The organism is Streptomyces sp. NPDC059080 (assembly GCF_042739975.1).
Taxonomy (GTDB): Bacteria; Actinomycetota; Actinomycetes; order Streptomycetales; family Streptomycetaceae; genus Streptomyces; species Streptomyces benahoarensis.
Window position 1 is genome coordinate 1 of sequence record NZ_JBHYGX010000063.1, and the last position, 20,810, is coordinate 20,810.

The 20,810-nt window shown below is 71.0% G+C and carries 20 protein-coding genes; 9 read left to right on the forward strand and 11 right to left on the reverse strand.

Going from position 1 to position 20,810, the window contains the following annotated elements; genetic code table 11:
• Window positions 1-150: 150 nt before the first annotated feature.
• Window positions 151-978, forward strand: a complete 828-nt coding sequence (locus ACFWWQ_RS28590; protein ID WP_384602027.1) for an MOSC domain-containing protein — start codon at window positions 151-153, stop codon at window positions 976-978.
• Between the two features lie 72 nt (window positions 979-1,050).
• Here the strand turns inward: ACFWWQ_RS28590 and ACFWWQ_RS28595 are convergent, their stop codons facing one another.
• Window positions 1,051-2,586 carry a TIGR03086 family metal-binding protein gene (locus tag ACFWWQ_RS28595; protein ID WP_384602029.1) on the reverse strand — a complete coding sequence of 512 codons (1,536 nt, stop codon included), beginning with the start codon at window positions 2,584-2,586 and terminating at the stop codon, window positions 1,051-1,053.
• A 213-nt stretch (window positions 2,587-2,799) separates the two neighbouring features.
• Window positions 2,800-3,267: a hypothetical protein gene (locus ACFWWQ_RS28600; protein WP_384602030.1), complete on the reverse strand. Its 468-nt coding sequence runs from the start codon at window positions 3,265-3,267 to the stop codon at window positions 2,800-2,802.
• A gap of 456 nt (window positions 3,268-3,723) precedes the next feature.
• On the opposite strand from ACFWWQ_RS28600, the gene ACFWWQ_RS28605 reads away from it, so the two are divergent.
• Entirely contained in the window at window positions 3,724-4,398 is a 675-nt protein-coding gene (locus tag ACFWWQ_RS28605; protein WP_384602032.1) for a DUF4232 domain-containing protein, read from the forward strand.
• Between the two features lie 70 nt (window positions 4,399-4,468).
• Here the strand turns inward: ACFWWQ_RS28605 and ACFWWQ_RS28610 are convergent, their stop codons facing one another.
• The 3 genes from ACFWWQ_RS28610 to ACFWWQ_RS28620 all read right to left on the reverse strand — a co-directional run bounded on the left by ACFWWQ_RS28610 (window position 4,469) and on the right by ACFWWQ_RS28620 (window position 7,413).
• On the reverse strand, window positions 4,469-4,900 hold the full coding sequence (locus ACFWWQ_RS28610; RefSeq protein WP_384602034.1) for a hypothetical protein: 432 nt from the start codon (window positions 4,898-4,900) through the stop codon (window positions 4,469-4,471).
• 278 nt (window positions 4,901-5,178) lie between these two features.
• Complete coding sequence (locus ACFWWQ_RS28615; RefSeq protein WP_384602036.1) at window positions 5,179-5,877, reverse strand: hypothetical protein; 699 nt, start codon at window positions 5,875-5,877, stop codon at window positions 5,179-5,181.
• Between the two features lie 867 nt (window positions 5,878-6,744).
• Window positions 6,745-7,413 (reverse strand): hypothetical protein, encoded by a 669-nt coding sequence (locus ACFWWQ_RS28620; protein WP_384602038.1) that lies wholly within the window; start codon window positions 7,411-7,413, stop codon window positions 6,745-6,747.
• Between the two features lie 367 nt (window positions 7,414-7,780).
• Between ACFWWQ_RS28620 and ACFWWQ_RS28625 the strand changes: the two genes are divergently transcribed.
• Window positions 7,781-8,233: a hypothetical protein gene (locus ACFWWQ_RS28625; protein WP_384602039.1), complete on the forward strand. Its 453-nt coding sequence runs from the start codon at window positions 7,781-7,783 to the stop codon at window positions 8,231-8,233.
• A 124-nt stretch (window positions 8,234-8,357) separates the two neighbouring features.
• Here the strand turns inward: ACFWWQ_RS28625 and ACFWWQ_RS28630 are convergent, their stop codons facing one another.
• From ACFWWQ_RS28630 to ACFWWQ_RS28650, 5 genes are all read right to left on the reverse strand, one after another.
• Entirely contained in the window at window positions 8,358-10,187 is a 1,830-nt protein-coding gene (locus tag ACFWWQ_RS28630; protein WP_384602041.1) for an SPFH domain-containing protein, read from the reverse strand.
• Window positions 10,187-11,608 (reverse strand): TIR domain-containing protein, encoded by a 1,422-nt coding sequence (locus tag ACFWWQ_RS28635; protein ID WP_384602043.1) that lies wholly within the window; start codon window positions 11,606-11,608, stop codon window positions 10,187-10,189. Before ACFWWQ_RS28635 ends, ACFWWQ_RS28630 begins: the two co-directional genes overlap by 1 nt.
• 12 nt (window positions 11,609-11,620) lie before the next feature.
• Window positions 11,621-12,250, reverse strand: coding sequence for a toll/interleukin-1 receptor domain-containing protein (locus ACFWWQ_RS28640; protein WP_384602065.1), 630 nt, complete (start codon window positions 12,248-12,250; stop codon window positions 11,621-11,623).
• A gap of 305 nt (window positions 12,251-12,555) precedes the next feature.
• Window positions 12,556-14,001, reverse strand: a complete 1,446-nt coding sequence (gene argG / locus ACFWWQ_RS28645) for an argininosuccinate synthase (RefSeq protein ID WP_384602045.1) — start codon at window positions 13,999-14,001, stop codon at window positions 12,556-12,558.
• A gap of 184 nt (window positions 14,002-14,185) precedes the next feature.
• On the reverse strand, window positions 14,186-14,707 hold the full coding sequence (locus ACFWWQ_RS28650; protein WP_384602047.1) for a hypothetical protein: 522 nt from the start codon (window positions 14,705-14,707) through the stop codon (window positions 14,186-14,188).
• 622 nt (window positions 14,708-15,329) lie between these two features.
• Between ACFWWQ_RS28650 and ACFWWQ_RS28655 the strand changes: the two genes are divergently transcribed.
• The 5 genes from ACFWWQ_RS28655 to ACFWWQ_RS28675 all read left to right on the forward strand — a co-directional run bounded on the left by ACFWWQ_RS28655 (window position 15,330) and on the right by ACFWWQ_RS28675 (window position 19,501).
• A complete protein-coding gene (locus ACFWWQ_RS28655; protein ID WP_384602048.1) occupies window positions 15,330-15,494 on the forward strand; it encodes a hypothetical protein in 165 nt (54 codons plus the stop codon).
• Between the two features lie 72 nt (window positions 15,495-15,566).
• Window positions 15,567-15,860, forward strand: coding sequence for a Dabb family protein (locus ACFWWQ_RS28660; protein ID WP_384602050.1), 294 nt, complete (start codon window positions 15,567-15,569; stop codon window positions 15,858-15,860).
• A gap of 304 nt (window positions 15,861-16,164) precedes the next feature.
• Window positions 16,165-16,974 carry an RNA polymerase sigma factor SigF gene (locus tag ACFWWQ_RS28665; protein ID WP_030286018.1) on the forward strand — a complete coding sequence of 270 codons (810 nt, stop codon included), beginning with the start codon at window positions 16,165-16,167 and terminating at the stop codon, window positions 16,972-16,974.
• Window positions 16,975-17,174: 200 nt separating this feature from the next.
• Window positions 17,175-18,011 carry an RNA polymerase sigma factor SigF gene (locus ACFWWQ_RS28670; protein WP_030286020.1) on the forward strand — a complete coding sequence of 279 codons (837 nt, stop codon included), beginning with the start codon at window positions 17,175-17,177 and terminating at the stop codon, window positions 18,009-18,011.
• A gap of 407 nt (window positions 18,012-18,418) precedes the next feature.
• Window positions 18,419-19,501: a hypothetical protein gene (locus ACFWWQ_RS28675; RefSeq protein WP_384602052.1), complete on the forward strand. Its 1,083-nt coding sequence runs from the start codon at window positions 18,419-18,421 to the stop codon at window positions 19,499-19,501.
• 104 nt (window positions 19,502-19,605) lie between these two features.
• Here the strand turns inward: ACFWWQ_RS28675 and ACFWWQ_RS28680 are convergent, their stop codons facing one another.
• Entirely contained in the window at window positions 19,606-19,824 is a 219-nt protein-coding gene (locus ACFWWQ_RS28680; protein ID WP_384602053.1) for a hypothetical protein, read from the reverse strand.
• Window positions 19,825-20,334: 510 nt separating this feature from the next.
• Here ACFWWQ_RS28680 and ACFWWQ_RS28685 point away from each other — a divergent pair.
• The gene (locus ACFWWQ_RS28685; RefSeq protein WP_384602055.1) at window positions 20,335-20,808 is read left to right on the forward strand and encodes a MarR family winged helix-turn-helix transcriptional regulator; all 474 of its coding nucleotides are present in this window, start codon (window positions 20,335-20,337) and stop codon (window positions 20,806-20,808) included.
• The last annotated feature ends 2 nt before the right edge of the window (window positions 20,809-20,810 follow it).

Sequence of the window (20,810 nt, forward strand, 5' to 3'; positions counted from 1 at the left end):
GGCCCGGCGCGGCCCGGCCCGGCCCGGGCCGAGCCAGGCCCGACGGGTCCGCCCGGCGGCGCGGGACGAGCAGCTTCGGGTTTGCGGCAGGTGCGGGGCTCAGGCTGTCGTCGGCGACCGGAAGACGACGGAGTCGATGGAGGGGGAAGCGTGGCCAGGATCGCCGCACTGACGTATTACCCCGTCAAAGGATGCGCCGGCGTCTCGGCGGACGAGGCGGCGTTGCTGCCCGCGGGTCTTGCCCATGACCGGAGTTTCCTGGTCACCGGCGCAGACGGCACCTTCCGCAGTCAGCGCCGCGATCCGCGACTCGCGCTGATCGGTCCGGAGATCAGCGCCGACGGCGGGCGCCTCACGTTGCGCGGGCCGGGCCTGGGCCGGCTCGCCCTCGACGTCGACGCCTCCGGTCCGCGCCGGGACGTGGCGCTGTTCGGGAGCCCGTACAAGGGCATCGACCAGGGTGCCGAGGCCGCCGGATGGCTGTCGGAGTTCCTCGGCGCGCCGGCCCGGCTGGTGCGGGTGCCGCCGGAGCACGACCGGGTGACCGACGGCCGGACGCCCGGCACCTCGGGTTACGCCGACAGCTGTGCCGTGCATCTCCTCTCCAGGTCCACTCTGGACCTGCTCAACGAACGGATGGCCGCGCGAGGAGGCGTGCCGCTGCCCATGGACCGCTTTCGCCCGAACATCGTCGTCGAAGGCTGGGACGAGCCCCACGTCGAGGACCGGGTGCGCCACCTCACCGTGGGCGAAGCGGAGTTGGGCTACGCCAAGCCGGCCATCCGCTGCGTGGTCACGACGGTGGATCAGGCGGTTGGCACAAAGGCGGGGCCCGAGCCGCTCCGCACTCTCGCCGGATACCGGCGGGCGGCCGGGGGCGGCGTCGCCTTCGGTACGAAGTTCGCCGTGCTGCGGCCGGGAAGAGTGTCCGTGGGCGACCGGGTGATCGTCGGGGCGTGGGGCGAGCCGGAACTGTAGGCCCTGCGCCGAAGCCGGCCCCGGCCGCCGTCGGCTTCGGCCGGGGCCCAGCGGACTTCTACGGGGCGCCGCTCAGTGCGGGATGCGGCGGCCGAGGAACGCGGCTACCTGGTCGAGGGCCGGGGCGCGCTCGGCGGCGGGCTGTGCGGGGGCGAGGGACCCGCCCTCGGTGCGGGGAAGATCGCCGTAGATCTCCCGGACCACCGGCAGGGCGGCGCGTGCGATGTCGGCCTCCAGGTCACGGCCGCGGCCGAGCGCGGTCGCGAGGTCCCAGCCATGCACGAGCAGCTCGACGAGGAGCTGCTCGACCACGCGGCGGCCGGGGGCGGGGCCGAAGGAACGGTCCAGCATGCCCGGCTGCCGGAAGGCATCGCGGGCCGTGGCGGCGGCGGTGGTGAAGGCGGCGATGTGGTTGTCGCCGAGGTGGTCCTTGGTGTGGCCGTCGGTGGGTGGCGTGCCCTGGGCCAGCCCGCCCCAGATGAGGTTCTCCCACACCAGATGGTCGAGCAGGTCACGTAGGGTCCAGTCCGCGCAGGGGGTCGGCAGGCCGAACTGGTCCGGCGTCGTTGCGCGTACGAGTGTGCCGACGGTGTCCTGAACGCGCGTGAAAGCACCCAGGACACCGCCCGGCCAGGGGTCGGTGTCGTCCGTGTAGAGGGCTTCAAGCCGGGCGTTGCGCGCGCCGGGCGCGGGGTTGGCGCGCAGGGCGGTGGTGAGCCACTGCCCTTCCTCGGCGATCCCGGCGGGTGTGGGGCGGCCGCCGAGGACGCACAGCAGTTGCCAGAAGCGCTCGACGGCGGGCTCGGCGGCGGCGGTGAGCTGCTCGCGCAGGAGCTTGCGGGCCTCGGCCCCGTCGGCGGTCACGGCGGGGCCGGTGTTCGCGTGGCTGGGCAGCCAGGCGGCGACGATGCCGGCGACGATCGGGTCGGCGGCCGGGGAATCCGCTGCGACACCGGCCCGTATCGCCTCGCGGGCGCGCGTGGTCCAGGTGTCGGCGAGTGCGCGCATTTCCGTCGCCGCGGCGGGGTCCTGCTCTCCCTGCCCATGACGGGCGGCGTACTCCGCGATGCGCCGCATGGCAGGACGCAGCTCTTCGCCGGCGACCAGTTCGCCCAGCTCCAGCCACGCCTCGACCTGCTCGTCGGTGGGGTCCTCCGGGAGGTCGGAGCCGGCCGCGCGGAGCCCCTCGCGGAAGTGGGGCACGTCCAGATCGCCGAGGGTGTCGGTGAGGAAATCGTGGATCAGCTTGCGGCGCTCGTCGGGAGGCATGTGGGCGGTACGCGTCATGAGAGCAAGTCCTTCATGGGTGGTACGACGTGTGACGGTGCGCAGGACGGCCTGGTGCGTCCGCAGGCGGCGGATCTGCACCTCCAAAGCCTCGGCGTGTGCGGCGGCCATCTCCGAGAGCCCGTCCCCGCGATCCAGGGCGACCCGGATTTCGCCGAGTCCCATCCCCAGGTCCCGCAGGGTGCGGGCCATGTGCAGCCGGGCCACGCCGGCGGTCCCGTAGCGGCGGTAGCCGCCGGCGGTCCGGCACACCGGTGCCACGATCCCCACGTCGGACCAGTGCCTGACCACTTTCACCGGCAGCCCGGTATGCCGCGCCACGGCCCCGATGCTCCACGTGGGCCCCGGCCCGTCGTCCCTACGCATGTTCTCCACTCTTGACTCTCCCTTCGTGGGAGAGTCAAGCCGCCTCGCGGCTCTGTCGGCGTACGGTGCCACGAACTATGCGGAAATCCTCCTCGTGGCATCGACCGCCGTCGAGCCGAACCGAGTTTTGCCGGACCGGGAGTAGCCCGCCCCGGCAAAACTCACAGTTCAGCTTCGGCTCAGAACCTTCCCACCCGGAGTGACCCGAATACCGGTGCCCTTGATCTTCTTTCCACCTGTGGCGTTGACCCAAAAGTCAACGTACTTCACACTCTTGTAGGATTTTGCCGCTACGGCTGCGTCGAAGCCGCCGTTGCCCTTGTTCTTCTTTCCTGACACATGAGTGGTGACACCCTTGGTGTTGACATAGGTGACGGTGACCTTCGGCGTGCAGGCGCCGTTCGTCAGCGCACCCGACCCGTACAGCATGGCACCGATGAACACGTGCTTCCCGTGGTATCCGGGGTAGCCCAGCGTGTCGGCGGTGGCGTAGTTGTAGGCGCAGAACCCGTTGCCTTTTACCGCCCCCTGGTGCTGAGCGTAGTGCGGCCCCTCAGCGAAGGCTGAGGTGGCCGTGCCGATGACGACTGCGGCGCCGAGTGCAACTGCGGCGAGCGCCTTCTTTTTCCCGTTCATGGAACAGACTCCTGGGCTGGTGACCGACTTCTCAAAGGCCCACTTCAGGGAGATCCGAGATTCCCGTATTCCGCATGCGCTCTCGCGACTTACCGATATCCCCCGGTGGACGTGGCTACGCTATGCGCGACTCGGCATGCCTCAACAGGATTTGATGAAAACCTGAGATTCTTTTACGGCCGGGCCCCTGCGCGGTGCCCCTTTCCCAGCCGACGGCACTGACCGGGGGCGGGAGAGTCCCGGACGCCTGGGAGCTCCGGAAGACGGCGTGGAGCGCCCCGGGCCCGGCTCGGCTTCCACGTCCCCTCGGGCGAGGTGCCGTCGTGATCGGCTGCGGCGTGTCTGCGGGACGTGAGTGAGGCGTTTCCAGAACGTCAGCGGCTCCGGCAAAAGTGGTGTCCACACGGCGGGAACGACCGAAGAAAAGTCCCGCACACAAGCGCAGGGGACCCGATCATGCGTACTTCCCGGATTCGTACCACCGCTCTGGCCGCCGTCACCGCCGCGCTGGCGCTGGGCCTGACCGCCTGCGGCGGCGCCGACGGCGCCTCGAAGGCGGCGGCCGGCGACAACGCCGCCGCCAGCGCGCAGAGCCGGTCCGTGTCCACCGGGGACGGCAAGACCGGCGGTGACACCAAGGAGAACGCCCGCTCGACGACCGCCTCGGGCGGGACGGACGAGGCCGGGGGCACGGACACCGCCGACGCCCAGCCGTGCGTCGGCGACGAGCTGATGGTCACCGCGGAGCACCGGTTCGCCGGGCAGCAGGGCGACCACCTGCTGGTCACCGCGTCGAACGAGGGTGACAAGCCGTGCTGGGTGACCTCGTACCCGTCCGTGAAGCTCGGCGGTGACGTCGACGACGCCGCGCTGCCGCACTCGAAGAAGGACGACCAGGGCGGCGACGCGCACCTCACGCTCCAGCCCGGCGGCAAGGTCTACAGCGCGGTGAACCTCTTCGACTACGGCTCGAACCACCACACCGCCAACTCGTTCGCCATGGCGCTGCGCGGTGCGGACGGTTCCGACGGCCCCTCCTACTCCGTCGACGCCAAGGGCGAGAAGCCGCAGTTCAGCTGGAACGAGGCCGACGTGCTGAACTGGAACACCAAGAAGCCGTACGACTTCTGATAGCCCGTCAGTTGGTATCGGCCAAGAAGCCCCGTGCTGCCCAGGCAGCACGGGGCTTCAGCGGTGCCGTTCAGTGGGCGTGTCCGGCCCCGGGATGGGCCGTTCTGGCCAGCGTCCAGAGGATGAGGAGGTCGAAGACCATCACGATGATGGACCAGACCGGGTAGTACGGGACGAACATGAACTGGGTGACCAGGCTGATTCCCGCCAGTGCGATACCGGCGCCGCGGCCCCATGCCTTGTGGAGGAGCACGCCGATACCGGCGACGCAGAGGGCCACGCCGACCACCAGGTGGATCCAGCCCCATGAGGTGAGGTCGAACCGGTAGGCGTAGTGAGGCGGGGAGAACACGGTGTTGTTCGCGATACCGGAGGCCCCTTGGAGAATGCTGAGCGGGCCGCTCACCGTCAGCGCCACACCGGCGAACATGGCGCTTTTCTCCGTGGCCGAGATGTCGTCGTGGGCACTCGGCCGCCGCCCTTCGTCGGGCATCGCTGCCATGCCGCCACCTCCCTGTCCGGCGCGGTCGCCGGCGCACACCGCATGTGTGAGGCGAGCCACGCTCTCCTGCCAGCGTCGCGTCAATCCCCCGGAGCCGCGACCGCAGGCCGCCCGGGGGCGCGTACTGCCGCCGTACGGGTACTCCATTCGGGGTACCCGTACGGGGTGCGGGCGCACCGGCACCAACGGAAAAAGAACCGCCCCTGACCTGTGAGAACAGGTCAGGGGCGGTGGGGCGAGGCCGGGCGGGGTTCCCCGGGGCGGTCAGGGTGCGGGGGTCAGGGTGCGGGGGGCAGGGCGCGCTCGAAGTGGTGGTTGGTGCGGCAGCCGAGGTTCTCGTAACTGTTGACCTTGGTGTCGGGGTCGGTCCTCACCAGGCGGTACTTGCAGGCGCGCTTGATGTACTCGCCGCGGATGCCGCCGGGGAAGTCGATTTCCTTGTTCCACAGGTACGGCGACTCGTAGCCGTTGAGGTGCGCCGTGGCGTTCACGTCGATGCCGCCCGGGGCCTCGATCTCGTAGACCCAGCCCGTCTTCCCCGCGCCGTACGTGGCGAACTTCTCGGCCACCCACTTCTCGCAGCTGGTGCTGAGGTGTGCGGTGTTCTGGCCGCCGCCCTTGACGATGTACTCGGCCAGCGGCGCGAGGTTCTCGCCGCGCGGGGTGAAGCCCTCGTCGAAGATCTGCTGGGTGTTCTCGCGGGTGTCGCCGCGCCACAGGGTCTGGCTGTCGTCGCGCCACTGCCAGTTCTCGTCGCCCTCGGCATGCCGCACGGCCGGGAAGATGGCGGGCTCGGTGGTCGTACGCCACCAGTCGAACGCGCGGAAGCCGTGGACCGGGCCGCACGGTCCGGTGTCGGGGGCCGGGGCCTTCGCGACGACCGTGCGGGCGGCGGTCGCGTCGGCGGGGACGGTGAGGGTCAGGGAGGCGGCGGCGAGAGCCGTGGCGGAGAGGACGCGCAGAGCGGCCTTCAACATGGTGAGAGCCCGTCAGTCGGTCAATAGGACGGGCTCTTTATAGATTCCGCGCCTCCCGGGCCGCCGGGAATGGCGAGCGCGTCACCCCCAAGAGGGAACGGCGATACCGGCCCGCCCCGAGGCGTGGTAGTGGGCCTCGCCACCGCTTGCCGTGGCGGCCGTCGCCGTTGCCGGGGCCGACAGGGTGCGGGAAGCCGCTGTCGTTGAGGGGCCGCCGCTCGGTACGGACGTGACACGGTGACATCGCAGGTGTGCGGGCGGGATCGCAGGTGTGCGGGCGGCATCGCAGGTGTGCGGGCGGGATCGCAGATGTGCGGGCGGGATCGCAGATGTGCGGGCGGGGCCGCGAACGCCCTGCCCGCACACCTCTATCCGGCTTCCGAGGCATCCCTCCGTCCGGCTTCCGGTCCGACGCTCTGCCGGGACCGGTCCGGCCGATTTCGCCACCAGCCCCAGATCGTGATCCTGTTCAGCCCGCTGCGCCGTCGCGCACAACTCCCGCACTCCTGGATTCGCGCACGGCGGGTGAGGGCCGCGATCGCATCTCCCAGACCGACCGCGCGCCGATGCACGTGTGGAGCGCCCGCATACGGGATCTGGCTTTCCAGGCTTTCCCACGTCAGGGGAAGTCCGGGGACGGGCTGAATCCGCTCCCTTTCGCTCGGGCTCAGCTCTCGTACGTCAGGGTGGGCGAGGAGTTGCTCCCTCATGCGCTGATCGGCAATTCCTACATACGCAGTCCGTGTCCCGTGGACGAGAACCGCGTTCCCGACCTCGTACTTCGTCACCCGCGCGAGGTTCTCGCCAGCCGGGGGTTGAATCGGAACTTCCAGCCAGTGAATGGTTCTCACGTGACTCTCTCCCGGTTCAGTTGTTGCAGCATCCGGCAGCGACCCGACACCACCACGTGCAATCGCAGGTGGCGCAGGCTGCGCACTTCACGACACACAGGCCACATCGCCCCGCGAGGCAGGCGAGGTATACGGCCCAGGTGGCCGGCGGGCACGTCAGGGCGGCACTGACGCACTGGTCGCCGCAGTCCGATGACGTGAGGCACGACGTCAGCGCGTCCCACCAGCCGTCCACGGTCACCAACTGCCCACCGCTGCCGGTGACGTGTTCCTCGACGCCGGTGAGGAAGTGATCGTTCGTCGTGGTGAGGAGGAATACACGGTCTTGGCTGAGGCCGGCGGGGGTTCCCTGCGTGGTGGCCACACACTCGGCCACCTGTTGGTCTCCGACGGTGCGAGATTGCACAATCAGGCTGGACTGGATGCTGAGCACCTCTTGAGCGGGAGGGCTGGCAACTTCCTGGGGCACGGGAACGGGGCCGTCGAGATGGAACGTTCCGCTGGTGCCGAAGAACTGCGGTTCGGGCAGGTCGGCATCGCTACGCACGCCGAGACGGTCCAGCAGCGCACTTCGCATGCTGGACACCTGCGAGTTTCCACTGGCCACGCGAGCCCACTCCTGGCTTACCTGCTCGGCGGAGAGAATCGACAGCTGATGCTCCCTCACCGTGGGGGTTTTCGTCATTGAATCCTCACCTTCATGCCCAACGGGGCCGTCGCAGGGTGCCGGTAGATTCCGACCTCGCGTTCAGAATGCACCCGCCGCGAACGCGCCGCATTTCGAACAAAGCCACTTTGCTGCACGGTATTTGGGGAACGTAATTTGCAAACTAAGTTTTCGGTGATCAGGTCATGAATTCATGAACAGTGCGGGCACCGTTCCCGTGACGGTGCGCCTGGCGTACGGCACGCGAGCAAGGCTGCAAGAGCTGTTGCACCGTCAACGAGCCCGGAGACGCGAGCTGGCAGCTGACGAACGGTGGAGCACCAGGGGGATGGGCCGCCGCGAGGCATCCGCGGTACGTGCCGCCTGGCGGCGAGAACTGGCAGGGATGAGGGAACGCGGTCAGCTCCTGGACTCACTTGACGCCTTGGCCACCCTGGGCGTGCGTCGCGAGTTGGCGGACCGGGACTGGAACCGCCCCTGGCCGGCCTGTCCGCCACAGGCTCGCGACCTCGGGCGGTGGCCGGGATCGGCGGACGGCGGCTTTCCCGAGCAGCTGCCACTGCGGTTGCCGACGAGCCTGGAGAACCAGGTGCGTGCGGCGTGCTGGTACACGTCGTTCGAGGCGATCGAGGCACTGGAGGACTGGCGGCGTCGGTACCCCCAGGTCATACCGCGCCGACGATGGGCACCGGCCGGACTGGAGAGTGCCCTTGACGCCTATGACCAGCTGGCCCTGCGGGTGACCACAACCGGCGAGATCTGGCGCGCCGGGATCGAGCGCGGAATGGACGCCGCGGCCGGGCGCGAGGCCGTCGGTGCCGGTGGAGGCCCTCGGTGAAACCGCCCTCGGCATCGGCCCCGGCACGATGCCGACGGACGCCCGGGGTGCGCCACCCGGCCCGGACGGACGCCCGGGGTGCGCCGGCGTACGGACGCCACCGCGACCCGCCGGGCGCCGCCTCTCACTCCTCGGTCTCACCGTCCTCCACCGTCTCCGCGTCGACGGCCGGTCCCCGCCCCTCGGGCAGTACGGGGGTCTCCTCCGCCCCGTCCAACTGCTGGTCCGAACGGAGCGACTTGACCCGGTCCATCATCCGGGCCACCGCCGACATCGGCAGGGTGTCGATGTAGGTGGAGATGTCCCCGCCACCGATGTACTGCGGGACCTGCATGCCGGAGATCTCCTTGATGATGCGGATCATCGCGACGTTGTCCCGGCCCAACGCCTCGATCTCCCCGTCGAGTTCCAGGGCGACACGGCGCCGCTCGACAACCAGCCGCCGCTCCTCGATCGCCAGCTCGACCTCGGCGTTCTTCTGCTCGTGGGCGAGCCATTCGCCCCGCTGCTCCGCCTCGAACGTCCGCTTCAGGGCGTCGTTGAGCGACTCGTCCTCGGCCCGGAACTCGCCGAGCGTGGTCAGCCGCGCCTCCACGCCCGCGGCCTCCAGGGCGGTACGGACCTGCGCCGCGAGGTCGGTCCGGGTCTCCGCGTAGGTGCTCAGGAACTCCGAGACGGTGGAGGCGGCGGCGATCTCGTTGAAGTACGAGGCGACGGTCGCGCCCAGCACCCGCTCGACGAACCGCTGCACCGGGATCGGGTCGTTCTCCAGTCCGCCGAGGCCGGAAATCTGGGTGCCGCCGAACTCACGGATCAGCTGGGGCGCGGACTTCCGGGGGATCACCAGGGTCTGGCTCATCTCCACCGACAGCCGGTGGCCCTGGACGGTGACGACGATCTGCCGCAGCTGGGCGTCGTAGTTCCGGGACGCCGACGCGGTCTTGTACATCCACTCCAGGATCAGCAGCCGGGTCGGGACCAGCATCACGCGGACGAACCAGGGGTTGAGGGTGTAGACCGGCCCCTCGCCGAGCGTCTCCGCCTGCACGCCGCGGCGCCCGCCGTTCTCCAGGAACACCCACGGCAGCTGGAAGCGCCGGTGCCCCGGCACCCGCGGCCCCAGCTCGTCGTCGGCGTCCTCCTCGGGGTCCGCACCGTCGAGCGTGACGACCACCCCGGTGAAGCCGACCGGGACGGTGATCTCCTGGAGGTGGTGGGTGGTCAGCCCGCTGCCGCGGAACCGTTCGGTGGTGACGTTGTCGGTGGTGACGACCTCGAACAGCACCGGGTTGATGTCGTAGTACGAGCCGCCGGCCAGCACCGCCATCTGCCGGCCCTGCTCCCCTCCCCCGGCCAGGAACGCCTCCCCGTCCTGGAAGTTGTCGCACTCCACATGCGGCCCGAAGAACCGGTCCGGCGGCCGGATCCGGCCGTCCCTTGCGCTCACCAGCCCGATCGTCCCGGAGCCCACGTAGGTGCGCGGGGCCAGCTCGACGGTGAAGAGCGCGGTGTTGAGGTCGTAGGCGTGGCCGCCGCTCAGCGTGACGGCCTGGACGCCCTGCTCGCCACCGTTCAGCAGGAACGCCGCACCGTCCTGGAAGAAGTCGCACTCCACGGCCCGCCCGACGGTGCGACCGGACGGTTTCTTCCGCCCTTCGCGGGCGGTGACCACGCCGATGCTGTCCACCGGGATGCGCACCCGGGCGACGAAGGCGACCTCGTACAGGCCGGGCAGCAGCCAGGTGTAGCGGTCCGGGAGGAGGGTGCGCGCCCACACGCCCCGCGAGGCGCGCGGGGTGATCCGCCGGAACTGCGCGTCGGCGCGCCCGTACCGCCGGGTGACGATGCCGACCTCGTCCGGGGGAACGACGACACGGCCGAACCACGCCAGGCTCGCGAGGCCGACGAGGACGACGAGGACGAGCAACGCCACGATGATCACGATCGGAGCCATCAGCGGACAATCCCCTCATGGTGGAGGTGCAGATGGGTGGCCAGCACGGTCGCCGTCCACTGGTCGTACCAGTCCGGGAACCGTTCGTTCTGCGGATTGCGCAGCGTCGGGTAGAAGCCCGGGCGGCCGCCTGGCCCCGCCGCCGCGGTGAACTCCCGGTAGGAGCGCTCCACGCCGTCCGTCTCCGAGCCGCGCCAGCCGCAGGCGACCGACAGGGCCAGGAACTCCGCGTGCCGGGTGCCGCGTACCGTCGCCGTCCGCGCCTGTGCGGTGAAGCCCTGGCGGTCGTGGGAGTGGGTGGACCACAGCGCGTCGATGCCGGTGAGGACGCCGGGCGGCAGGCGCCGGGCGTCCCGGGCGCGCAGCCAGCCGTCGTCGAGGCGCCCGGCCGCCTCCAGCAGGAGCGAGGTGGTCAGCAGGTCGGCGTGGGCCCATTCGCCCTGCCGCAGCGCGTGGTCGAGCCCGTCGAGGGAGGTGGCCGCCGGGATGCGTACGGCGCGGACCGGGGGCCGGGCGAGCGGGGCGGGCAGGACGTCCGCGGCGTCGAGCGGGCGGCCCGCGGCGCGGGCGTCGTGCAGGCGGCGCAGCAGGGCGAGCTCGTCCGGGCCGGGCAGCCGGCCGTCCCGGGCGTCGAGGTACCAGGTGTGCGCCAGGTGGTAGTTGCGGTCGCCGTGGAGCAGGACGGGGAAGAAGGGCCGGTCGTGCAGCAGCCCTTCCAGGATCATCCGGGTGACGTCGTCGGAATCCTGGGACTGCGGGGACATGAGCATCACGATCGCGGTGGCGTACCGCAGGCGCTGCCGGATCGTCCAGAAGTGCGCGTCCCCGGGCCGCAGGTCACCGACGGACCAGGTGGGGAGCCCGGCCGCGCGCAACTGTCCGGCGAGCGCCTGCCCGTAGGCGGCGTCGGCGGGGACGTAGCAGAGGACGACGCCGGGCTCGTCGGGCGGGGTGAGCGGCCGGGGCGGGGCGGGCAGGGCCGCCGCGAGGCTGTCCGCGTGCCCGGTGGCGGGGTCCGGGGCACGGCCGAGGATGACGGCGGCGAGTTCCGCGACCTTGGCGTCGTACTCCTGGGCGCCGACGTCGCGGAAGTCGCGCCAGATGCGGTTCGCGGCGAACGGCGGGAGGGTGACGTCGCCGAGGAGCAGCGGGATGAAGCGCAGGTCACGGCGGGCCCCGGCGGTGGCGAGGGCGGCGTACTCCTCGTGGGCGCGCGGTGAGGCGACCGACGCCGGGCTGATGAGCGCGAGGGCGTTGGCGGTGTCGCGGATCTCGGCCTCCAGCCGGTGCACGACCACGTCGCCGGGGAGCAGGCTCCACTCGTCGAGGAAGACCCGGACGCCGTGGGCGGCGAGCCGGGACGCCAACTCCGTTGCCCAGGAGGCATCTTCGGGCGCGTGGGAGAGGAACGCATCACTCATCGGCAGCCTCCGTCACGGCGCGGTGCGGGGAGTGGCGTCGCCGCGCGGCCCCGCGGCCTCGTCCGGGCGGACGGCGCGGACGAGGGCGGTGAGCTGCGCGTCGAACGCTTCGGTGCCGGGGACCCGCAGGTCGAGCGGCCGGCGGATCCGCGCGAACGGCGGGAGCGGTACGTCGTCGATCAGGGCGGGGACGAACCGCCGCCCGCCGGAGTGGACCCGTTGCAGCAGTGCCGCGTACTCGTCGCGGATCGCCGGGTCGGCCATGGTGGCGCGGCTGAAGAGCAGCACCCCGTTGGCCGACGCGCGCAGCGCCCGCTCCTTCTCCAGGGACGCGACGAGCCCCGGGCCGATCCACGCGTCGAGGAAGACCTCAAGACCCGCGTCCCGCAGCCGGCCGGCGAGCCGCCGGGCCGTGTCGGCGTCCGCGTCGGCGTACGAGAGGAAGACGTCGTAGCCGGGTGCGGAGTCGGGCACGGGCGGCTCGGGCACCGGCGGCCCGGCCTCCAGTGGCTCGGGCACCGGCGGCCCGGCCGGGTCCGGTGACCGCCGTCGGCGGATCTGCCCGCGGACGGCTACGTACCCGAAGTACGTCGAGGCGAGGGCGGTGGCCCCGCTGATCACCGCGATGACGTCGTCCAGCATCTCCACTGTCCGGCCCCCGTCCCCGTATCACGCCACCCGTCACACCATCGGTTCAGAGTAGTGGGAGGGGCGGTGAAACAGACATCAACGGAGATGATCTGTAGGGCAGTTGGGAGAGAAGGGAAGTGTGGGGCTGAAGGGGCGACGGATGCCCCGGAGCGGCAGCGGAATTCACCCGCAGCCACCGCGTCCGCACCACGTCCATCCGGGAGGTGTGCGCAGGGGAGAGTTCCGGAAGCGGCCGCCCCCGAACGCACACCGGGCCCCGCGGACCGAAGTCCACGGGGCCCGGTGACGGGAATCGCTCAGTCCGTGCCGGATTCCATCGCGGCGCGGTCCAGTGCCTCGTCCTCGGCGGAGACCTCGCCGCGGGAGGCGATGGCCTCGGCGCCGCCCTCGGGCATGGAGCCGATCAGGCCGGTCGCGGCGGCCTGGGCGGCGCCGACGGCGGGGCTGGTGGTGCCGATCAGGCCGATACCGGCGTACTGCTCCAGCTTGGCGCGCGAGTCGGCGATGTCGAGGTTGCGCATGGTGAGCTGGCCGATCCGGTCGACGGGACCGAACGCCGAGTCCTCGGTGCGCTCCATGGACAGCTTGTCCGGGTGGTAGCTGAAGGACGGGCCGGTCGTGTCGAGGATCGAGTAGTCCTCGCCCCGCCGCAGCCGCAGGGTGACCGCTCCGGTGACGGCGGCGCCGACCCAGCGCTGGAGCGACTCGCGGACCATCAGGGCCTGCGGGTCCAGCCACCGGCCCTCGTACATGAGGCGGCCCAGGCGGCGGCCCTCGTTGTGGTACTGGGAAAGGGTGTCCTCGTTGTGGATCGCGTTGACCAGGCGCTCGTACGCGGCGTGCAGCAGGGCCATGCCGGGCGCCTCGTAGATGCCGCGGCTCTTGGCCTCGATGATCCGGTTCTCGATCTGGTCGGACATGCCCATGCCGTGGCGGCCGCCGACGGCGTTGGCCTCCATGACGAGGTCGACGGCGGAGCCGAACTCCTTGCCGTTGATCGTCACCGGGCGGCCCTGCTCGAAGCCGATCGTGACGTCCTCGGTGGGGATCTCGACCGACGGGTCCCAGAACTTGACGCCCATGATCGGCTCGACCGTCTCCAGGGAGACGTTCAGGTGCTCCAGGGTCTTCGCCTCGTGGGTGGCGCCCCAGATGTTGGCGTCGGTGGAGTACGCCTTCTCGGTGCTGTCCCGGTAGGGCAGGTCGTGGGCGACCAGCCACTCGGACATCTCCTTGCGGCCGCCGAGCTCCGTGACGAAGTCGGCGTCCAGCCACGGCTTGTAGATCCGCAGGTTCGGGTTGGCGAGCAGACCGTAGCGGTAGAACCGCTCGATGTCGTTGCCCTTGTACGTGGAGCCGTCGCCCCAGATCTGGACGTTGTCCTCCAGCATCGCCCGGACCAGGAGCGTGCCGGTGACGGCGCGGCCGAGCGGCGTGGTGTTGAAGTAGGCGCGACCGCCGGAGCGGATGTGGAACGCGCCGCAGGTCAGCGCGGCCAGGCCCTCCTCGACCAGGGCGGCCCGGCAGTCGACCAGACGGGCGATCTCGGCCCCGTAGGTCTGTGCGCGGCCGGGCACCGAGGCGATGTCGGGCTCGTCGTACTGGCCGATGTCGGCGGTGTAGGTGCACGGGACCGCGCCCTTGTCGCGCATCCACGCGACCGCGACCGAGGTGTCGAGGCCGCCCGAGAAGGCGATGCCGACGCGCTCACCGACGGGGAGGGAGGTAAGGACCTTGGACATAGGAAGAGTATGCAGTGTTTCGAATTTTCATGCAAGTGGTGTCGCGCTCCGCCCTCCCCGACTTTCTCCTCCCGTCGCGTCCGGACGCACCCCTCACCCGCCCGACCTGCGGAAACGCGGCCGCCCGCCAACCGGACGGTTCCGGGCGGCGGGCGGTGCGGCGGGCGGTGCGGCGGGTCGGCGGTCAGTTCCGGCCGCGGCGCAGCGCCTTGCGGATGAAGTGGACGATCAGCCAGATCACCAGCACCACGAGGAGCAGGAAGATCACGAAGAGCACGATCAGGAAGATGCCCAGCTTCTTGAAGAAGCTCGTTTTCTTCTTCGGCTTCTCGTGAGCGAGATGCACCTTCTTGATCGTCGAAGCGGTCACGGCGGTACCGCGCCCCGCATCGGAGACCACGGCCGCACCGGCGACGGCCGTACGGGACGAACCGGCGGCGGACGCAACGGGCTTCGCCTCCGCCACGGCCGCCCCGGCCGGTACGGCGTGATGGGCGACGGCCGCGGCCGGGCGGGGCGCGGCGGCGGGCGCGGCGGTGGCGGCGGGCGCGGCGGCGGCCAGCAGGCCGGCCAGCAGCGCGAGGACCACCACGGGCCGACGGCGCGAACCACCCTTCCTGCGCGTGGCGTTGAGCCCGGACCCGGCAACGGATGCCGTCCCCCCGACCTCGTCGGCTCCCAGTGCGCGGCGTATGTCCCTGTCCATGTGGTGCTCCCCCTCGGGCGTGCGTCGGACGCTGCGCCGCGGCCCGTGGACCGTCCGCGGCGTACGCCATTATCGGCGGCGCGGACGCCTGCTCGGACCCCGCGCGCACGCACCGTACCGCCCGGCGCCTCGTGCCCGTACGGAGCGGACCGCACCGGGCGACGCTCCGTGCGGGAAGAAGGCGACGCTCCGTACGAGAAGAAGGGGAGAAGGCGTGCGGGAAGGAGAAGGCATGCGGCAAGAAGAAGAGAAGAGGAGGGGGAAGCGGCCAGGCGGGGGGGTGCCTGCCGCTTCCCCCTGGGGGCCGGGCCTCCGAGTCCGTGCCGCGATCGGGGGAGTACGCGACACGGACCCCGCAGTGAGGCCCGGCCCCGCCCCGGGGCTCCTGCTGGGCCCGCCGGGGCGTATCTCCATGCTGCCCGTGCGAGACGCCCCGGCGGCGGGCCAAAGGACCTCCTTCGACGGGCCTTTGGTCCCGTTTGAAGGGGACGGAAGGGGTAGGGGGCGGCTGGGGCCGGGGCGGCGGATGCGCATTCCGGCCGATGCCCGGGGCGTGAGAGTGGTTACACTCACCCGGTCGCACAGGGGAGCGGGCAGCACTGCCCAGGGGGAGACGGGATCGATGGCGCAGGCGAGAAAGATCGCGGTGTACGTGCTTGTCGTCTTCGTGCTGTACACGATCATCACCTCCCCCGACCGGGCCGGTGATCTGGTGAAGATAGGCTTCGAAGGTGTCTCGTCCGCCGCGAAGGGCGTCGGCGAGTTCATGACGCAGCTGGTCAGCTGACCGCCCCCGGCACCGCCCCGGCACCGCCGACGGCCGGTCCGGCCACGCACCATCCGCCGCACGGAGGCCCCAGTGATCCGCCACCTGGTCCTGTTCCAGCTCAACGACGGCGTCTCGCCGGACGAGCCGCGCGTCCAGGAAGCCGCTCGCGCCTTCATGGAGCTGGGCGACAAGATCCCGGAGCTGACGCACTGGGAGTGCGGCTGGAACATCACCGACCGGCCCATCGCCCGCGACTTCGCGATCAACTCCGCCGTCGCCGACCGGGACGCCCTCGCCCGCTACCTCGCGCATCCGGCCCACCAGGCAGCCGCCGCACAGTGGCGCGCGTTCGCCACCTGGGTGATCGCCGACTACGAATTCTGACCGCCCCCGGCACCTCCTGACGCGCCCCTCGCCCCCCGGCTCCGGCCCCGGGCGGGGGGCTTTTACCTGTCGGCGCGGCGGAACGGGGCACGGCCCGGGGCCGCCCGCGCAGATACCGGCGTACGCGCGGGCGCCCGGCGCGCGCGACCGTACGCCGTTCGGGGCTGCCCCGGCGCACAGCGACGCACCGCGTTACGCGGATCAACTCGCCGCTCAACACGGAGTAATGCGGTACTTGCACACACTGCGCATGTCTTGTGATGCTATGACCGCTTTGCCGGATGCATGCATTGTGAAGGGTGGCGTGACCGTGACGGCCCGTACTGCGCCCAAGGCGCCATCCCGCGAGAGCCGGAGCGCGGACACCCGGGCGCTCACGCAGGTGCTCTTCGCCGAGCTCGCCGGGCTCGAATCCGGCACCCCCGAGCACACCCGGGTCCGCGCCGCCCTGATCGAGGCCAACCTCCCGCTCGTCCGATACGCCGCCGTACGGTTCCGCAGCCGCAACGAACCGATGGAGGACGTGGTCCAGGTCGGCACCATCGGCCTGATCAACGCCATCGACCGGTTCGACCCGGACCGGGGCGTGCAGTTCCCCACCTTCGCGATGCCCACCGTCGTCGGCGAGATCAAGCGGTACTTCCGCGACAACGTCCGCACCGTCCACGTACCGCGCCGCCTCCACGAGCTGTGGGTGCAGGTCAACGGCGCGACGGAGGATCTGACGGTGCTGCACGGGCGCTCGCCGACCACCGCCGAGATCGCCGAACGCCTCAAGATCGGCGAGGAGGAGGTGCTGGCCTGCCTGGAGGCCGGGCGGTCGTATCACGCCACATCCCTGGAGGCGGCCCAGGAGGGCGACGGGCTGCCCGGCCTCCTCGACCGGCTCGGCTACGAGGACCCCGAACTGGCCGGTGTCGAGCACCGCGACCTCGTCCGGCATTTGCTCGTCCAGCTTCCCGAGCGCGAACAGCGGATTCTGTTGCTGCGTTACTACAGCAACTTGACGCAATCTCAGATCAGTGCGGAGCTGGGGGTGTCGCAGATGCACGTCTCGCGGCTACTGTCACGGAGCTTCGCCCGGCTGAGATCCGCAAACAGGATCGAGGTCTAACCGGCAGGGGCGACGCGGACCCCGCGTTCCTGCACAGATATGTCGACATGACGCTACAGCGCGTTGCCGACATGTGACATTCTGCTGGAACCGCGTTTGCCGTGGCGCCGCCTCCGGTATTCAGGTGGAGGTATCACTCTCCGGTCCGCCTCGGTCCGGGGACGCCACAGCGACCCGACCCGCGACCTCAAGGGGGTGGCATGTCCGTAGAACTGGACAGCTCAAAGGTGCTTCCCGCGATTCCCGCGCCCGCACCGCCCGTGCACGACGACGACGCCATCAACACCCGCACGCTCTCCCGCTCCCTGTTCCTGCGGCTGGCCACGCTCGACAAGGACTGCGCGGAGCGTACGTACGTCCGCGACACCCTGATCGAGCTGAACCTCCCGCTGGTGCGGTACGCGGCGGCCCGTTTCCGCAGCCGCAACGAGCCGATGGAGGACATCGTCCAGGTCGGAACGATCGGTCTGATCAAGGCGATCGACCGTTTCGATTGCGAACGCGGGGTGGAGTTCCCGACGTTCGCAATGCCAACGGTCGTGGGCGAGATCAAGCGCTTCTTCCGTGACACCTCCTGGTCGGTGCGGGTCCCGCGCCGCCTCCAGGAGCTGCGTCTCGCGCTCACCAAGGCCAGCGACGAGCTGTCCCAGAAGCTCGACCGTTCGCCGACCGTCCCCGAACTCGCCCGTGTGCTGGGGGTGTCGGAGGAGGACGTCGTCGACGGCCTCGCCGTCGGCAACGCGTACACCGCTTCCTCGCTCGACTCGCCCTCCCCCGAGGACGACGGCGGCGAGGGCTCCCTGGCGGACCGGCTGGGCTACGAGGACACCGCGCTGGAGGGCGTGGAGTACCGCGAATCCCTCAAGCCGCTGCTGGCCAAGCTGCCGGCGCGGGAGCGGCAGATCATCATGCTGCGCTTCTTCGCCAACATGACGCAGTCGCAGATCGGCGAGGAGGTCGGCATCTCGCAGATGCACGTCTCGCGCCTCCTCACCCGCACCCTCGCGCAGCTGCGGGAAGGGCTGATCGCCGAATGAGGACGGGTCCGCCGAGCGGTCGTTGACCTCCCGCGTCATCGCACCACCCGCACCACGCGCACCATCACTCGCACGATGCGCACCACTCGGCGGACTGCGAAGAGGATCGATCGCCGGTCGGTCCGGTAACCACCGGCCGTTCCTCTCTTCCTGGCCACCCTCCCTCGCCTTCCTGGTCACCTCCCTCACCTTCCTCCCCTCTCGCGCCTCTCTCCCCTCCCTCGAACCTCTCTCACCTCTCGCGAGCCTGTGGCCCTTCTCGGTTTCTCGCCCCTCGGCCACCTCCCCTCAGCCGCTCGCCCCTCGCCCCTCACCCCTCGGCTCACCGCGCCGGTCTCCGGCGGTCCCGTGGTGACGGCCTCTGCCGAGGGCTAGGAATCTGACGGTTCGTCATCAACACTGGGCCGATGCGACAGTCACCCCGCATGCCCGCCCGCGACACGTCCCCGCGCTCCGCCCGCGCCACCGCGCGCCCGGCGGAATCCGCCCCGGCACACCGCCGCCCCTCCCCCTCCCCCTCCCGTACCGCGTCGGCGGTCGCCGCGTGCTGTCTGGGCGGCGCGCTGCTCGTGGGCTGCGGGAGCGGAGCCGGTGCGGGGTACGCGGCGGTCGGCGCCGCCGGGGAGGGCGCCGCGACGGGCGCGCCGTCCGGGCAGGGCGTCGAGCTGACCCCGCTGGACGGGTCCGGCGCGCCCGCGCACCGTACGCCCGGTGGGGGCGGCGGCGAGGCAACCGGTCATTCCGGCGACGGGCGAGATCCGGCCAATTCCGCGTCTGGGGGTGCCCCTTCGGGCGCTCCGGATCAATCAGGCAAAGACTCTGATAGTTCCGGCGGGCTCGGTGCGCCCGGCGGCCCCGACGCGTCGGCCTCGCCGCCCGCGCGGCCGGGGGCGCCCGGCTCCCCGGACCCGTCGGGCACGCCGGACACACCGGGCTCGCCGTCCGCGCCGGGGCTCCCCTCCCCCACCGTCCCCGCGGGCGAGGGCGCGCCCGCGGGGCTGCTGATCGGGAAGCCGGTGCGCGCGGACGGCGGGGAGCGGTGGTGCGAGAAGGTCGCGTTCCCGGTGCTGAACACCGGTACGGAGCCGGTCACCGTCGGCAGGGTCACGTTCGGGACGCACATCATCGGCGGTCTCGGCGTCGACTGGGACACCCGCACCTCGACCCGCAAGCTCCCGCTGCCCCTCCCACCGGGCGCGCGCCGCACCGCGTCGTACCGGGTCTGCGTGGACGCGTGGCGGGTACCGCTGGGGATGCACATCGAGACCAAGGACGTGTCGTTCGACTGGAAGCGCCACCCGGGGGACGAACCGGTGAGCGGCCCCGGGGAGAAGCCCGAGCGGGCACCGGGGAGAAGCCGAGCCCGAAGCCCGAGTAGGGGCCCAGCGACCCGGTCACCCGGCTGCCCTCACCGGCCCGAAGTCCGAGTAGCGCCCCCGCCGCCCGGCCATCCGCCCGACTCCCCTCGACCCGCACCGGGCACCCCGTAGACCTGACGGAAACGCGGAAACACGGAAACCGGAAACACGGAAACGGGGCCCGGAAGCATTCCGGGCCCCGCGCTGTACGGAGGGGTGAGGGGGTGGTGCGGGGATCAGGCGACGGCGAGCCAGACCGCTGCCGCGACGACCACCACGGCGACGGCGATGCCGACGATCAGGCCGACACGGGGGCCCGACGACTGCACGGGGGCCGGGGCGCGGCGGCCGGCGGTCTGCGGGGTGCCGCCCTCGTCGACGAAGGCGCGGAACATCTGCGTGCTGCCCGCCGGGTCGTAGTTGCCCTCGGCCTGGTTCTGCGGGTTGGTCGCCATGGGCAAGGACCCTAGCGAACCCCGGCCTTCGGGGCACCCCTGGGCCGCGCGCGCAGCGGCGCCGGAACGGCCCGCGGAAGCGGCCGGCCGCCACGTCCCGCGCACCGTCGGGCCGCCTCTCCCCGCCCGGAACGCCTGCCCACCCGGTACGTACAGGAGAGGAGAGGAGGTATGGGAAGAGAAGGGGTGTGAGGCACGACGCGTGGCAACACAGGGCAGACCAGGTGAAATGAACGACCGTGCGCCGCACCGGACGCCGCCCTCGGCACCTCGAAGGGCCGCCGAGGCGTCCCGAAGCCCGTCGAAGTGACGCTGACCACATTCCGGAGGAGCCCAACCGTCCCGGGTGGGCGGCCCTGACCTGCGCCTTCCCGGCGATCACCCACCCCCTTGACCCCGGCCTGAGATCGCCTTGCCCTTCCCTTTACTGTGGGCCCCGCCCATTCGTTTGCCTTCAGCAACCAACCTCCCTATGGTTGCCTCAAGCAACAAAACCGCGTGGAGGAGCCCATGGCCGCCCAGAGTCAGTACGAGGAACTGGCCAGGCAGCTCAGCGCCATCGGAGTCGTCAAGCGTGAAATGGGGCGCATCCTGCCCCAGGACTGCCCGCCCGCCTCGGTCGGCGTGCTCACCTTTCTCGACTGTCACGGCGAGATGCGGATGAGCCAGCTGGCCGAGCTGCTCGCGATCGACATGTCGGTGACCAGCCGGCACGTCGCCCACGTCGCGGAGCGCGGCTGGATCGAGCGCAAGCCCGATCCGGCGGACAAGCGGTCGCGTCTGTTGCGCCTGACCCCGAGCGGCAAGGAACTCCTGACGGAGCTCTCCGAGCGCTACACCCACACACTCGCCCGGTACCTGGACGACTGGACCGACACCGACGTCGGCCTCCTCGTCGAACTGCTCACGCGGCTCCGCACGAGCTTCGACGACTGCCGTACCCGGGCGCATCACGACTCCACCACCCGTACACCCGCAGGATGAAA

Coding starts and splice junctions, on each gene's coding strand:
- ACFWWQ_RS28600 (WP_384602030.1), bottom strand. CDS start 3,267: ATGAACGGGAAAAAGAAGGCGCTCGCCGCAGTTGCACTCGGCGCCGCA.
- ACFWWQ_RS28605 (WP_384602032.1), top strand. CDS start 3,724: ATGCGTACTTCCCGGATTCGTACCACCGCTCTGGCCGCCGTCACCGCC.
- ACFWWQ_RS28610 (WP_384602034.1), bottom strand. CDS start 4,900: ATGGCAGCGATGCCCGACGAAGGGCGGCGGCCGAGTGCCCACGACGAC.
- ACFWWQ_RS28615 (WP_384602036.1), bottom strand. CDS start 5,877: ATGTTGAAGGCCGCTCTGCGCGTCCTCTCCGCCACGGCTCTCGCCGCC.
- ACFWWQ_RS28620 (WP_384602038.1), bottom strand. CDS start 7,413: ATGACGAAAACCCCCACGGTGAGGGAGCATCAGCTGTCGATTCTCTCC.
- ACFWWQ_RS28625 (WP_384602039.1), top strand. CDS start 7,781: ATGAGGGAACGCGGTCAGCTCCTGGACTCACTTGACGCCTTGGCCACC.
- ACFWWQ_RS28630 (WP_384602041.1), bottom strand. CDS start 10,187: ATGGCTCCGATCGTGATCATCGTGGCGTTGCTCGTCCTCGTCGTCCTC.
- ACFWWQ_RS28635 (WP_384602043.1), bottom strand. CDS start 11,608: ATGAGTGATGCGTTCCTCTCCCACGCGCCCGAAGATGCCTCCTGGGCA.
- ACFWWQ_RS28640 (WP_384602065.1), bottom strand. CDS start 12,250: ATGCTGGACGACGTCATCGCGGTGATCAGCGGGGCCACCGCCCTCGCC.
- argG (WP_384602045.1), bottom strand. CDS start 14,001: ATGTCCAAGGTCCTTACCTCCCTCCCCGTCGGTGAGCGCGTCGGCATC.
- ACFWWQ_RS28650 (WP_384602047.1), bottom strand. CDS start 14,707: ATGGACAGGGACATACGCCGCGCACTGGGAGCCGACGAGGTCGGGGGG.
- ACFWWQ_RS28655 (WP_384602048.1), top strand. CDS start 15,330: ATGGCGCAGGCGAGAAAGATCGCGGTGTACGTGCTTGTCGTCTTCGTG.
- ACFWWQ_RS28670 (WP_030286020.1), top strand. CDS start 17,175: ATGTCCGTAGAACTGGACAGCTCAAAGGTGCTTCCCGCGATTCCCGCG.
- ACFWWQ_RS28675 (WP_384602052.1), top strand. CDS start 18,419: ATGCGACAGTCACCCCGCATGCCCGCCCGCGACACGTCCCCGCGCTCC.
- ACFWWQ_RS28680 (WP_384602053.1), bottom strand. CDS start 19,824: ATGGCGACCAACCCGCAGAACCAGGCCGAGGGCAACTACGACCCGGCG.
- ACFWWQ_RS28685 (WP_384602055.1), top strand. CDS start 20,335: ATGGCCGCCCAGAGTCAGTACGAGGAACTGGCCAGGCAGCTCAGCGCC.